The 14,119-nt window shown below is 43.3% G+C and carries 13 protein-coding genes and 1 pseudogene; 12 read left to right on the top strand and 2 right to left on the bottom strand.

The window, feature by feature from the left end; all coding sequences use genetic code 11:
* Positions 1–175 precede the first annotated feature (175 nt).
* The 12 genes and pseudogenes from R2I63_RS03235 to R2I63_RS03180 all read left to right on the top strand — a co-directional run bounded on the left by R2I63_RS03235 (position 176) and on the right by R2I63_RS03180 (position 12,226).
* Positions 176–1,156 (top strand): P-loop NTPase, encoded by a 981-nt coding sequence (locus tag R2I63_RS03235; protein WP_316358779.1) that lies wholly within the window; start codon positions 176–178, stop codon positions 1,154–1,156.
* The gene (locus R2I63_RS03230) at positions 1,153–2,106 is read left to right on the top strand and encodes a metal ABC transporter solute-binding protein, Zn/Mn family (RefSeq protein WP_316358777.1); all 954 of its coding nucleotides are present in this window, start codon (positions 1,153–1,155) and stop codon (positions 2,104–2,106) included. Before R2I63_RS03235 ends, R2I63_RS03230 begins: the two co-directional genes overlap by 4 nt.
* Before the next feature lie 2 nt (positions 2,107–2,108).
* Complete coding sequence (locus R2I63_RS03225; RefSeq protein WP_316358775.1) at positions 2,109–2,876, top strand: metal ABC transporter ATP-binding protein; 768 nt, start codon at positions 2,109–2,111, stop codon at positions 2,874–2,876.
* Positions 2,876–4,186, top strand: coding sequence for a metal ABC transporter permease (locus tag R2I63_RS03220; protein ID WP_316358773.1), 1,311 nt, complete (start codon positions 2,876–2,878; stop codon positions 4,184–4,186). Before R2I63_RS03225 ends, R2I63_RS03220 begins: the two co-directional genes overlap by 1 nt.
* A complete protein-coding gene (locus tag R2I63_RS03215) occupies positions 4,183–5,124 on the top strand; it encodes a metal ABC transporter permease (RefSeq protein ID WP_316358771.1) in 942 nt (313 codons plus the stop codon). Before R2I63_RS03220 ends, R2I63_RS03215 begins: the two co-directional genes overlap by 4 nt.
* Positions 5,121–6,251, top strand: a complete 1,131-nt coding sequence (locus R2I63_RS03210) for a 1-deoxy-D-xylulose-5-phosphate reductoisomerase (protein WP_316358769.1) — start codon at positions 5,121–5,123, stop codon at positions 6,249–6,251. Before R2I63_RS03215 ends, R2I63_RS03210 begins: the two co-directional genes overlap by 4 nt.
* A 7-nt stretch (positions 6,252–6,258) precedes the next feature.
* Positions 6,259–8,184, top strand: coding sequence for a M50 family metallopeptidase (locus R2I63_RS03205; RefSeq protein WP_316358767.1), 1,926 nt, complete (start codon positions 6,259–6,261; stop codon positions 8,182–8,184).
* 179 nt (positions 8,185–8,363) lie between these two features.
* Positions 8,364–8,756, top strand: a pseudogene (locus tag R2I63_RS10600) (IS701 family transposase); the annotation flags it as partial.
* Between the two features lie 106 nt (positions 8,757–8,862).
* The gene (locus R2I63_RS10595; RefSeq protein WP_445083670.1) at positions 8,863–9,138 is read left to right on the top strand and encodes an IS66 family transposase; all 276 of its coding nucleotides are present in this window, start codon (positions 8,863–8,865) and stop codon (positions 9,136–9,138) included.
* 121 nt (positions 9,139–9,259) lie between these two features.
* A complete protein-coding gene (locus R2I63_RS03190) occupies positions 9,260–9,478 on the top strand; it encodes a hypothetical protein (RefSeq protein ID WP_316358758.1) in 219 nt (72 codons plus the stop codon).
* Positions 9,445–10,089 (top strand): hypothetical protein, encoded by a 645-nt coding sequence (locus R2I63_RS03185; protein WP_316358755.1) that lies wholly within the window; start codon positions 9,445–9,447, stop codon positions 10,087–10,089. The genes R2I63_RS03190 and R2I63_RS03185 overlap by 34 nt, the downstream gene beginning before the upstream one ends.
* 157 nt (positions 10,090–10,246) lie before the next feature.
* Entirely contained in the window at positions 10,247–12,226 is a 1,980-nt protein-coding gene (locus R2I63_RS03180) for a hypothetical protein (RefSeq protein ID WP_316358753.1), read from the top strand.
* On the opposite strand, the gene clpX is transcribed toward R2I63_RS03180, so the two are convergent.
* Positions 12,223–13,467: an ATP-dependent Clp protease ATP-binding subunit ClpX gene (clpX, locus tag R2I63_RS03175; RefSeq protein WP_316358751.1), complete on the bottom strand. Its 1,245-nt coding sequence runs from the start codon at positions 13,465–13,467 to the stop codon at positions 12,223–12,225. The two genes, R2I63_RS03180 and clpX, sit on opposite strands and share 4 nt — an antisense overlap.
* Complete coding sequence (gene clpP / locus R2I63_RS03170) at positions 13,464–14,063, bottom strand: ATP-dependent Clp endopeptidase proteolytic subunit ClpP (protein ID WP_316358749.1); 600 nt, start codon at positions 14,061–14,063, stop codon at positions 13,464–13,466. The genes clpX and clpP overlap by 4 nt, the downstream gene beginning before the upstream one ends.
* Between the last annotated feature and the right edge of the window lie 56 nt (positions 14,064–14,119).

The raw sequence follows: 14,119 nt of genomic DNA, 5'->3' as shown, positions 1-14,119 counted from the left end.
AGATAGTTTCATATTTGAGTGAGATTAGTATAACAAGGGAGTTTTGAGCAAGAATTAACTGTTGCATTGGAATTCCTCGGCTTAATAAGATCAGGTCTTTAGTAAATTAGTAAAGAATTCCCTTTAACCACTTGGAGTCATGTGTTTATGGAAACAGCGCAAGAAAATAAAAAAATTGATTAAAGCAAAGTTTATTATTGGAGTTCTCGCAGGGAAAGGAGGGGTAGGAAAGTCCACCTTTACTGGGCAGCTGGCCCTTGCTCTAGATAGGAGTGGGCACAGGGTAGGAGTTTTTGACGCAGATGTATATGGCCCTTCTATCCGCCACCTTCTCCCTGAGGACCGCGGGCCACGGACAGAGGAAGAAAAAGTCCTCCCCGCCCAATCTGGGGGGATTTCGCTGATGTCTACGGCCTACTTTCCTCGAGATAAGGGCTCCTCGGTTGTGCGTGCTCCGATAGCCACCCAGATTATCTCGCAGTTTATCGAGGAAGTTGAATGGGGAGAGCTTGACTTTCTCCTTGTAGATTTTCCTCCAGGGACGGGGGATATACAAATTACTTTAATGCAAAAACTCTCCTTTAATGGGGCCATCGTGATGACCACGCCTCAAGAACTCTCTCTCCTTGATGTTAGAAAGTCGATGAGTATGTGTATTCAGATGGGGGTTCCTCTTCTTGGGGTTGTAGAAAACATGAGCTACTTTTCTGAGCCAGGATCTTTGAAGCGTCATCTCCTTTTTGGAGAAGGCGGGGGAAAAGCCCTCTCTGAAGAATTCAGAGTTCCATTTCTTTCAGAAATTCCAATAGATCCTTCATTAAACATGCATAAAAAAGTTCAATCAACTCCTATCTTTGATACACTTTCGAAAAAGATAACTGCTCTTCTTGAGGAAGAAAAAGGGTATAAAATAAAGGTCGATGATAGGTATCATTTCTCAATTGAATGGTTGGACGGTAAGAAAAGTCTTTACCGCTTTGCAGATGTCCAGCCGCACTGTCCTTGTGTAGAGTGTTTAGAAGGAAAGAAACCTCTTGCAGATAGTATGGGAGAGAAAATTGCCCGTGTGGGAAATTATGGGATTCAGATTCTCTTCTCTTCAGGGTGCTCGAAGGGGATTTATCCTTTTTCGTTATTAAGGGACTTAGATCGATGAAAAAATGGTTCATTCTAATTGTAGCATGTATCCTTTGTAGTTGCGGCACAGGAGTAAATGGCCCTTTTATGGAGCCGAATGGAAAAACTAAGGTGCTCTCTACTACAGCCATGATTGATGACCTGGTGGCTGTTATTGGTGGCAAGGAGATTGATCATACGAGTCTTATTATCGGAGACCTTGATCCTCATAGCTATGAGCTTGTAAAGGGAGATGATGAGAAACTTCTTGCTGCTGATGTGATTTTTTATAACGGGCTAGGGCTCGAGCATGGGGCGAGCCTCAGAGGACATTTAAAGTCTCACGGTGAGGCGATTGGGTTAGGAGACATTCTTTACCGAGAAAACCCTGCATCCTTCATTACCATTGATGGCTCCCTTGACCCTCATTTCTGGATGGATGTGGCTCTTTTTTCTCAAATAATTGATCCTATTGTCACCACCCTTTCGGCAAAAGATCCCAGCCATGCAGAGCTCTTCAGAGAGCGAGGAACAGCACTTAAAGCCGAAATGATTGCAAAAGATCGTGCATTAATGGAGGAAGTTCAATCGATTCCTCCTCAAAATCGGTATCTTGTGACGAGTCATGATGCGTTTTATTATTTTGCAAAAAAGTATCTTTCCAGGCCGGGGGAAGAGAACTGGGAAGAACGCTTTATGGCCCCAGAGGGGCTTGCTCCGGATGGACAAATGAGTATTCTTGATATCCAGGCAGTGAGCGAATTTCTCTGTGAACATCAGATTCATATCGTTTTTCCGGAGACTAACATTAATCAAGATGCTTTAAAAAAAATTGTATCCATCTGTCGTGAAAAGGGGCTCCATGTTAAAATCGCGACAACTTCCCTGTACGGGGATACAATGGGAGTCAAAGGGACAGGTGCAGATTCTTACCTAGAGATGATTGAACACAATGTTCGAACCCTAAGCCAAGAATTACCTCAAGAATAATTATGGAAGATGCAGTAGACATACACCAACTTACAGTTAATTATGAAAAGACTTCGGCTCTTTGGGATATCAATCTTTCGATTCCTAAAGGAAGCCTTGTGGGAGTTATTGGCCCTAATGGAGCAGGGAAAAGCACCCTTCTTAAAGCCCTATTAGGAATTGTGAAGCCCCTATCTGGAAATGTCCGATTTTTTGGAAAACCCTTCAATAAAATTAACGAAAAAATTGCTTATGTTCCTCAAAAAGGGAGTATTGATTGGGATTTTCCTATTACTGTGTTTGATGTTGTTTTGATGGGGCGCTTTGGAAAGCTTCGCGGTCTAAAGTGGTATACAAAAGCTGATAAACAAGCAGCCCAGAAAATGCTTGAGCGGCTTGAGATGGGTGATTTAGCCGACCGGCAGATTAGTGCTCTTTCTGGTGGACAGCAGCAGCGCCTTTTTATCGCGCGTGCGCTCCTTCAAGATGCAGAGATTCTTCTTCTCGATGAACCCTTTGCTGCTGTTGACAAAGCGACGGAAGATATTATTATTCGGCTTCTCAAAAAACTTCGAGAGGAAGGAAAAACAATCCTTGTTGTACATCATGACTTAAACACTGCACCTCATTATTTTGATCAAGTGCTTCTTTTGAACACCTCTTTGGTAGCCTATGGCGATGTAGAAGAAACGCTGACCCCTCGAAATCTCTCTCTCGCCTATGGGCAAAGAGGGGAGCTTTTTGATGAAGCGACCCGTCTTTCTGGAGAGCAGAAAGCGGGATTTGTTTGATGTCGTTTATTGATTATTTCATTGACCCTCTTTACCGAGCTCCAGTGATTGGCTCGATGCTTATGTGTTTGTCCTCTGCTTTAATCGGAACATTGATGGTTGTTAAGCGGAGGAGTTTAGTGGGCGAAGCGCTCTCTCATGCAGCATATCCAGGTGTTGTTTTGAGTGTCATTGTAGGAGCCCTTTTTGTAGCTCCGAATCATCCCCTTGCTATTTTGGTTGTTCTTGGCGGTGCCTTTCTTTCCTCCTATTTTGGTTTAGAAGTCATCGAGAAGCTCCGGAACAAATTCCGCATTCACTTAGACGCGGCTCTATGTTTAACCCTCTCCGTGTTTTTGGGCATGGGGGTAGTCTTTGCCAGTAGGATTCAGTTTACCCATCCCCTTTGGCACCAACAATCCCAAGTATTTATTTATGGGCAAGCTGCAACGATGAGTGATATGCATATTGTGATTTATGGGGTACTTTCTGCTATAGTTGCTCTTTTCATTCTCTTCCGTTTCCGAGAAATTGAAGTTGCATTGTTTGATGCTCCTTATGCGCATAGCCAGGGATTATCAATGCAGCGCGTAATCAGGGGGATCTTTTTTCTTCTGATCCTCTCAATTGTTGTAGGAATTCGATCTGTTGGGGTGATTTTGATGTCGGGAATGCTTCTTGCTCCTACCGCCGCTGCCCGCTCTTTTACTGACCGTTTATCGCATCTGTTAATTCTTTCAGGTTTATTTGGTCTTATCAGCGGCTTTGGAGGGAACTATTTATCCCTAAAGTTAAGCGCCTATGGAGCAACTTATCCTACGGGCCCTATGATTCTTTTAGCGGCTGTTTCTCTCAGTATTCTTTCACTTTTGTTTGCCCCTAAAAAGGGTGCGGTTGCTCGCATGATCCGCAGTGCACGTTTTAGGAGGCGGTGCCATCTGGAAAATATTTTGAAGACTCTATGGAAAGAAGGGGTTGACGTGCCGCTTGGCCAAAAGGGAATCTTAAAGTGGAATTCTATGGGGAGAATCTCAATGCAACGGGCACTATTTACATTGAAGCGAGAAGGGTGGGTTGTAAAAAGCGGAGAGGGGAAACTTTTGCTTACTCGTGATGGAATCGCCCGCGCTGGATATTTAGTGCGTTTGCATCGATTATGGGAACTCTATTTGGTCTCATGCCTAAAAGTGGATGAGGAAAGGGTTCACCACAGTGCCGAGGAGATGGAGCATATTATTACCCCAGACTTGGAGAAGCGGTTGACAGCTCTTCTCAATCATCCCCAAAAAGATCCTCATCAAAAGCCTATTCCTCAGGGGGAACGATTATGAATCCCTATACAGGTCAATCGTTTTTTGGTTTCTTTGGTGTTCTCTTTAAGCGGGTCTTCTTAGCGCTAACAGGGGATGCACATTCTCTTGCATCTGATGAAGTGCAACTTTTGGTTCTCATCATGATCGCCCTTTCCTCCGCTCTAGTTGGAACATTTCTTGTTCTTAAGAAAATGACGATGCTTGCCAATTCCCTTTCTCATACCGTCTTATTGGGGATCGTAGGGGCCTTTTTGATTACGCGAGGTGAGGGGATTTATAACATTGGTGTGCCGACCTTGCTCATTGGGGCTTTGATTACGGCTCTTTGTACAACCTTTAGTACGGAATTTCTCCATAAAAAACTCCGCCTTCAGGAAGATACAAGCATTGGGCTGATCTTTACTGCCTTCTTTGCTCTAGGGGTCGTCCTTGTTACCACGCTAACGCGTAATAGTCATCTTGGAATCGAAGCAATTATGGGAAATGTTGATGCGCTCCATCCATCCGATATGAAGCAGGTTTTTTACCTCTTTCTGTTTAATACGGCTCTGGTCTTTTTATTTTTCCGTCGTTTGGAACTCTTGGCGTTTGATTCTCAACTTGGGCGCAACATGGGTATTTCACTTATCTTTTTCAACTACCTGTTGATGTTTCAGACGGCTATAACCGCTATTGGTTCATTTCGTGCGGTTGGGGCATTTCTCTTTTTAGCCTTTTTGGTTGCTCCAGTCCTCACTGCTCGATTTTTTACCCATCGGTTAAAACCCCTCCTCTTTTTAGCAGGAGGAATTGGAGTCTTGGCAGCGGCCTTTTCGGTAGCTCTTTCCAGACATGTCCTTTCTGTGTATCATATTCCACTTTCTACGTCGGGACTTGCTGCAACAGTTCTTGGAGCTTTCTTTGTATGTGGGATCATTAAACGCTTAATATCTCAATCAGAGAGGGCAACTTCATGAAACGGATTGCAATACTAGGAAGTACGGGATCGATTGGTTGCAATACCCTAGAGGTTGCCAAACATTTAGGATACCGAGTGGATGGAATTGCTGCTCATTCCAACATTGATTTATTAGAAGAGCAGGCACGTGCCTTTCGCCCCAATTGTATTGCTGTTTTTGACCAGGAAAAAGCTCATAAGCTCAGGAGCCGGCTTCCCGAATTTAAAATTGTTTCAGGGATGGAGGGGCTGATTGAGGTGGCAACGCTTCCCGAAGTAGATTTCCTTGTTTCCGCGATTGTTGGTGCCATGGGAATCCTCCCAACCCTAAAAGGAATCGAAGCGGGTAAAACAATCGGGCTTGCGAACAAGGAAGTGCTGATTGCTGCTGGAGAACTGATTATGGGGGCCGCTAGGAAAAAAAATGTTGATATTATCCCAATTGATAGCGAACATAGCGCGATTTTTCAGTGCCTTCAGGGAGAATGTCCTAGCGGGATCCGCAAGTTAATCCTGACAGCATCAGGGGGACCTTTTTTAACGGCTTCAGAAAAAGAGCTAGAGGAAATCACTCCAAGCTCCGCGCTCAAGCATCCGACATGGAGCATGGGGAAAAAAATTACCATCGACTCGTCTACCTTGATGAATAAGGGGCTTGAGGTGATCGAAGCAAAATTTTTATTTGATGTTCCTCTTGAAAAAATTGACGTGATTATCCACCCTCAAAGCATTGTTCATAGCCTTGTCGAATTTATCGATGGTTCTCTTCTTTCCCAGATGGGAGAGCATGATATGAAGATCCCCATCCAGTATGCGATGACCTATCCAAAGCGAGAAAAGGGAATTGCCTCTTGTTTCGATTTTACAAAGTATTCTAAACTAGAGTTTTTTACCCCTGAGTGGGAAAAATTTCCTTGTCTGGGGCTTGCTTTTGAAGCTGCAAAGGAGGGGGGGACTCTTCCTTGCTTTATGAATGCAGCGAATGAAGTGCTTGTCCAACGGTTCCTAGAGGGAAAGATTGATTGGATCGAGATTGGAAAAAAATTAGAAACCTTAATGGGTGCGCACAACGCTCAGCCTCAGGAGAACCTAAGCGTTCTTTTTGAAGTTGATGAAATGGCGCGCTCACTTGCAACCACTGCGTGAGGACACCTTGCAAAGCATCATATATATTATCTTAGCGATTCTCGGACTGAACCTTCTCGTTTTTATCCACGAGTTGGGTCATTATATCGTTGCGCGGCGCAATGGAATGCGTGTTGAAGTCTTTAGTATCGGATTTGGAAAGCCACTTTTTAGTTGGATGCGGAAAGGGGTCAAATGGCAATTTTGTCCTATCTTTTTTGGAGGCTACGTCCGCATTGCAGGTATGGAAAAGGAGGGCGACCTCGAGCCCTATGAAGTTCCAGATGGTTTTTACTCGAAAAAGCCGTGGGCACGGATCAAAGTGGCTCTTGCCGGTCCTGTTGTAAACCTTGTCTTTGCTGTAGCCATTTTCACGGTCATTTGGGCTCTTGGAGGGAGGGAAAAGCCTTTCTCGCAGTTTACACAACTTATTGGATATGTAGATCATCACTCGGAACTTTATCAAAATGGAATCCGTCCTGGAGATGCAATTTTAGAGTACAATGACGAGCCGTTTGAAGGGTACAAAGATCTTTTATTTGCAGCTGTTGTTAATGGTCATCCAGCGAATATCGAAGGGGTAAAAATCGACTATTTCACAAAAGAAAAAACCCCTTACGACTATACTGTGACTCCATACGAGAGTCCTGCCATTCAGAAAGGGATGAAGACGATTGGGGTTTTAGCGCCTGCGAGCTATTTAATCTATCAAGCTCCAGGATATGAAAATCTCCCCATGGCAAGCAGCGGTATTTTGCCTCAAGACCGTATTGTATGGGCCAATGGAGAACTCATCTTTTCGAACGAACAACTCTCAGGTATTCTCAATAGCAATAAAGCCTTTTTAACCGTTGAAAGGGGTGGACAGACCTTTTTAGCCAAAGTCCCACGAGTTCCAATTGATGATCTTCGCTTAGGCCGCGAAGAAGTCATAGAGATGAAAGACTGGAAATATGGAGCAGGACTTAATCAAAAGGGGGAGTCTTACGCGTTTATTCCTTACAACATTTCTTACGATATGAGCGTGCAAAACGGGCTCTACTATATCGATGAAGACTCAAAAGTTTCTAGAGCATCTTCTTTGAACAAAACCTCTCATTTGGATACAATGTTGCGTGCTGGAGACCGCATTATTGCCATTGATGGAATTCCTGTAACAAACCCTGTAGAGTTTTTGAAACAGCTTCAAAATCCCCGGGTACAGATCATTGTAAAAAGAGGAAAAGCGCCTCTTGATCTTTCTTGGAAAAACGAAGACCATGTGTTTCTGAGTGGAATCGATTGGGAAGCTCTTAAACCGATCGCTCGCTCAATTGGAACCCTTTCTCCTGTTATGCAGAGTGGAGATTTCCACTTGCTTGAGCCGGTCAAACCGATCCGCTTGAAAGACTTTCCGATGACCGAAAAAGAAGAAAAAAAATTTCAAGAGACTTTGGTGACGCAACAGAAAGCCATCGAGAAAATTCCGGATGCTGAGCAGAGAGAGCTTGCATACGCTGAGTTAGATCATTTTCAAAATCGCCTCATGCTGGGTGTTGCCTTGACAGACCGCCTTGTCAATTACAACCCCAATCCCTTTTCTCTTTTTGGCAGTGTCTTTAGTGAAATTGCACGCAACCTCACTCACCTTATTTCCGGATCTCTTAGTCCCAAGCAATTTGGGGGGCCTATTTTCATCGTGCAAGTCATGGAGCAGAACTGGAGAGTGGGGGTTAAAGAAGGCCTCTTTTGGTTAGCAGCGATTAGCGTCAACTTAGGAATTCTAAATCTTCTGCCTATTCCCGTTCTAGATGGAGGGCATATCTGTTTCTCTATCATAGAGAAGATTCGAAGAAAACCGATGACGGCAAAAATGATGCAGCGGCTGGTGATTCCCTTTGTTGCTCTGCTTATCTTTATGTTTATCTACTTAACATATAATGACATTGTCCGATTGTTTGAGAGGGTTTTTTAATGAGCTACTCGATCAAGATGACCAATAAAGGACAATACCCCATTGTTGTCTAGGCTGCCCTAAACAAAGGGGCCACTGACGGGTTTCCGTAGATTCACAAAACGACAGGACTTTCGCAATTTAAAATTTATTTTATTCTGATTGCCTACTAACTGGCTGCGTAAAAGGTAAAAAATGTAATGCGGGTAACAACTCAAACATATGGACAATTCCTGGTGAATGGTGTTGATAATTTCACAGCCACTTACTTTGCAGATATTGTTGAAGGATTAAAGCATGACAGTGTTCGGAGACACTTAAACGGAAGCAAGCTTCCAAGCAAAGCGATTTGAGAAAGGGTGTAGAAAGAGATTGTATACTCTGAAAGAGGGTATTTGATATTCGATGATTCAGTGCTTGATAAAAGTGGAAGCAACAAAATCGAGTTAGCAAGATGGCAGTATTCAGGAAACACCCACAGTACTGTCATGGGAATCGGGATCGTTAATTGTGTTTATTTTAATCCAGATCTAGACCGCTATTGGATCATCGATGCCCGTATTTATCAACTAGATCAAGATGGGAAAAAGAAGAGCCGATTATTAACGACTTGATAGAGAGGGTTAAAAACAAGCTCACCAAAAGAAAAGACCTTTCTAAGTCGAAAGATCAAAAAGCGCTGGTCTATTTTCAGGGCTCATTCCTTACCTGAAAAACTACCTCTCTGATCCTGAAGCGCAAATAGACAATAATGTTGCCGAAAGAGCGATCCGCCCCCTTGCCATCGGGAGAAAGAACTGGCTCTTTGTTGGGAGTGAAAAAAAAAGGGGGGGGGGAGCGACAGCGACCTTATTATCGCTTGTACAAACTTGCAGGAACTTGAAGATCAACCCAAGGGAATATCTTGATGATATCCTTAGAAGGGTTATGAGTCATCCTGCCTCAAAAATCAATGAACTTCTTCCAGCTCGATAGAGGAAAATGCGTGAATCTGACCCTCAGTAATCAATGACATCAATACCGTTTCTGAAGAGCTTGAAATCGTTCACCATATGGAAGACTTCCTTGGAGAAACAGCACAACTTACAACTTTTATATGTCATCAGGTGCAACGATTTATCCAGCATTAGCATCCATGATTCACAACTTAGCAAAATTTGAGACCTACTTCATCAAAATTATGAACGATGCAATTAAAGGACAACAAGCGAATGCAAAAGTTTCTGCAGATGCAACAGAGTCTAGTTTAGATCATCAGGAAGAGGGGCTTCAAGATCAAGCTTGGCTGGCATCGCTGGTGCTGCAGGAAGTCTAGGAACAACGGCTGTTTCTTTTGGAATCGATACCTACAATTTAAAAACTGCAGAGAACGGAACTGAAGAAATTGAAAATGCTCAAGAATATCAAGATGCTTACAAATCGCGTGTGGCTGAAGTCAGTGTGATGGACACACCTGTGACAGAGGACACGAATGAAGCGGCTCTTGAGACTTATAACAGGCATACCGCAGAGACCGATGATGTGATTAAGAATAAGCTTTCAGAACAGGGAGCTGATCACATTAAGAATGCAGATGCGACTCAAGCAAAAGATGGCTATGACGCAATGAGTCGAGCGATTGAGAGAAAACAAAATGAAAATAAACTCAATATGAATCGTCTGGATAGATGGCAAGGATATATGCGTATGCTTGATGGCTTTGTGCAGGCTGTTCCCCACTCAGTTGGGAATTTTTTGCAAGCAAATGAGACCTTAGAGCAAGCAATTCAAGAAAAGCTCAAAATCTACCGAACTTCGAGCCAAGATCTTGATAAAGCGATTGAAGGGCAAGCTGATAAGCAGTTCAGCGACACGGCCTCTGAAATGACCCAACTCATCCAGCAGTTTAGCCAATTGGCGAGTGTTGATCGTCATCAGAGCGCTTAATTCTAGCTATTTTACACCCTAACTACTTAAAAATAAGTTGTGTATGTCATAAACGTTTAACTTTAATGTATTTAATTAAAATTCAATTTTTGTAAATTATTTAAATTAAATTGATAATATGATATAATTAAGTAAAATAATAGGGATATTTGAAACAATGGAAAGAGTACTTACAGGCAATGTTAGGTTTACCCCTGAAAACAGCATGCACTTATCTGGTACTGATGTAGAAGTGAATGGTGATGTAGAAGTGAATGGAAATATTTCCACAGCCAGAGAAAATGCGCTTTCAAGCGACTCTCAGACTTCTTCTGACTCTATAAAAGGTGCAGGAACTCAGCCTACTGGCGTAGAGTCTCTGCTCACAGCAGCAACAGCAAGAGAAGTTTTCGGTAACAAACTTCAAGAGAAAAGACCAGAAGCTACCCTCACGGTTGAAGACTTTCAATTGACAGCAGTTTTAGAGGTTGAAGTTGATTCTACACCTAAGAATGGGGTGGTTTTGGTTCGAGTTGCTCAACCGGACGCAGAATTTGACGAGGAACATATCGAAAAGTATCTCAGTGCGGGCAAAGCGCAGATGGTTTTTTCTACTGCTGCCATGCAGGGCCAAGGATTTAGCCGTTCCGTTGATCTGCAGAAAACAGTTGATAAAGAAGAAGTTCCTGACGATGAGCGTCAACACAAAGTGGATGTTCAATTCGCCAAGATTAAACATATTATTGGAGTAGGTGGGCGTGGTGAAATGCCAAATAAGGCAATTAGCTATAGCTTAACCTGGCACTTTGTTGAGGTCTATAATAGACCGGGAGAGCCTCCAGTAAAGTATGATCTTACCGACAAAGCTGATATCGAGCGTCTTTTAGAAGACCAGGATATTGATGATGTCAATGATGAGATGGTAGATAACGTTTTCACGAAGCTTCTTTCTATTAATAGAGAAATTAAAACCCTAACTGAGCGCGAAGTTGGAAAAACAAAAGATTGTTTTTTATATGATTATGCTGGAAATCCAAATGGCTTAGAACTTTACCGTCCCTTTTCTGTTCAAGATGATGGAGTAAAGCGTAGCTCTAAGCATGGTAAGTACGGTGATACAATGGCTCAGTTTGGATTCTTGAAAAAAAGAGGCGGAAGGCTCTTTGGTGAATATCAAGTCAATCAAAAAGGAGCCGAGGCACTCAATAAAATTGAACAAGCCGCGCACTTTAAACGCTCAATTTTAGGTGGATTATCCACAAAACGTACCGAGAAACTAGCGGAGCTACAAGCACTTCAAGCGCAGGAAGAAACTGAAGAGCAAATAGCCTCGATTAAAAAGATTGAGGGTGAGCTCAAAGAGATAACTCAAGTGATGCAAGAGGTCGGATCTTCACACGATACAGTCATGCATTTTACCTTGTTAGAGCTGACTAGAACTCATCAATTTCAGGAAAGACGTTGGAACGGTGATAGCGGAACCTTTGTAGGTGGTTCTTTTGCTCGTTCAGGAGAAAAGCTTTTGGCTCCTCTTTCAGGCCCTGAACATTTGGCTACCTTAGGGCCAGGAGCTGAAGATGATGTTGCAGCGGCTAAAGAAGTCACAGATAGACGACGTCTTGAGCTTTCAAAAACGATCGCACGTGATTACGTTGATATGGTTTCAAGAGAGAATGTCAGCCTTTTCCTTCGCACAAAATACATACCAACGAAGCAGGATAAGCAGCAGGCAATTGAAGTTGGAACACTTGTTCATTATCTGGCCGCACCCAACACTCCAAGTAATACACATGCCACGCGCCGCTTAGAGGTTCTAGAAGCGACCCAGGCCTTAAATCGAAGCACCTTTTATAGGACAGATTCAAAGGGCAGACTTGAGAGAGATTCACGAGGTCAACTTCACCATGAGACTGTTGGTAGAGAGGTTTTTAAAGACCCTAAGGGTGAGAGATTCATATTAAGTGCAATTCTTCGGCCCCCTACTGGAGCACCTACAGATGGAGATTTATCGGGTTATTCTGGAGCGTCAGACGTTGTAAAAGATGTTCTTAAAGAAGCTCTAGCCTATCATCGAGAAGCTGTAGCAGGTCACCAAGTCAAAATTTATAGAGCAGGAAGTGCCTACAAAGCAGAGAGAGTTGGAGCAGCAACAGCTTAACCGGCTTCTTCTTTTGAATGTTTGATGACAGGTGGTTTGTCATCAGTCACACATTCTTCTTCAATGGTTACCTGTTTGACGGTAGGATCGGAAGGAACTTCATACATCAAATCCATTAAGAGAGTCTCAACAATCATTCGAAGCGCACGCGCGCCGGTTTCTGATTTCTTTGCCTTGGCAGCAACCGCCTTTAGCGCACCCTCTGTAAACGATAGGTCCACACCATCTTCATTGAAGAGGCGCTGGTATTGACCAATAATTGCATTTTTTGGTTTCACAAGGATCTCTACAAGATCATCCAAGGTGAGTTCATTGCAGTTTGCTAAGCTATTAAAGCGCCCTACAAATTCAGGGATTAGGCCAAATTCCACTAAGTCTTCTGTCTCAACTTTTGAAAGGAGATAATTGGTTTCTGTCGCATCGAACGCACGGTCTTGCTGTTCAGTATCAAATCCAATGACCCCTTTTCCTAAACGTTTTGCTACGATTTTATCGAGGTTAACAAAAGCTCCTCCAACGATAAAGAGGATGTTTTGGGTATTAATCTTGATATATTCTTGATTCGGATGCTTTCGTCCTCCTTTAGGGGGAACATTGGCGACCGTTCCTTCAACGATTTTCAGAAGAGATTGTTGCACTCCTTCCCCTGAAACGTCCCGAGTAATAGAGACATTACCTGAGGTTTTCCGGATCTTATCAATTTCATCGACATAGATAATTCCCTGCTCAGCTCTTGCGATATCGTAGTCAGCATTTTGGACAAGGCGGAGGATGATATTTTCAACATCTTCCCCGACATATCCAGCTTCAGTGAGGGTTGTTGCGTCAGCAATAGCAAAGGGGACATCGAGGACCTCTGCAAGAGTGCGGGCTATGAGAGTCTTACCCGAACCCGTTGGACCAAGAAGGAGAACATTTGATTTGCTATACTCCATTTCATCTTTGTCATTGGAGAGGGAGCGAATGCGCTTGTAATGGTTATAAACGGCAACAGCAATAGTTTTCTTTGCTTTTTCCTGCCCAATGATATAGGAGTCTAGGCGCTCCTTGATTTCTATGGGTTTTAAGAGCTTGATCTCATGCTTAACGGCTTTTTTTTCGACAATATCCATACAAAGACGGACACACTTGTCGCAGATGAAGGCATTAGGACCTGAGACGAGTTTTTCAACAGCATCTTCTGTTCGCCCACAAAAAGAGCAGGCTGCCATTTCTTGGGATCCGTTCGTCGGTTTGCTCATTTATCTTTTTTTCCTTTAGTCGGGATAACCACTTTATCGATCAATCCATATGTTACTGCATCTTCGGCGCTCATAAAGAAGTCGCGGTCAGAATCTTCAATGACTTTTTCGAGGGGTTGCCCAGTATGTTCAGCAATAATTTGAGCAAGGACCCTCTTCATTCTTAGAATTTCCTGGGCCTGAATATGGATGTCAGCAGATGAACCAGTGATCCCCCCAAGTGGTTGGTGGATCATGATCCGGCTATTAGGAAGGGCAAATCGCTTTCCTTTTGTTCCTGCTGCCAAAAGAAGAGCTCCCATTGAGGCAGCTTGTCCTAAGCAGTAGGTGTTTACGTCGATTCCTAGGAAACGGATAGTATCGTAGATTGCCAGGCCTGACGAAATCACACCACCAGGTGAGTTAATATAGATACTGATATCTTTCTTGGGATCATCAGCGCGTAGAAAAATAAGCTGTGCAACCACAGCATTGGCCACCTGATCGTTGATCTCGGTTCCAATGAAGATGATCCTGTCCTTAAGAAGACGGGAGTAGATGTCCATTGAGCGTTCACCACGCCCAGTATCTTCAATGACATAGGGTATCAAAGACATGTCAGTTCCTTTTTAATTAACGTTTTATTCTTTTATAGACATCTAATGAGCTTCGG

It is taken from the genome of Candidatus Neptunochlamydia sp. REUL1, from assembly GCF_963457595.1.
Classification (GTDB): domain Bacteria; phylum Chlamydiota; class Chlamydiia; order Chlamydiales; family Simkaniaceae; genus Neptunichlamydia.
Note: the sequence above shows the minus strand (reverse complement) of the source record. Positions and strands in the feature narration are given on the sequence as shown.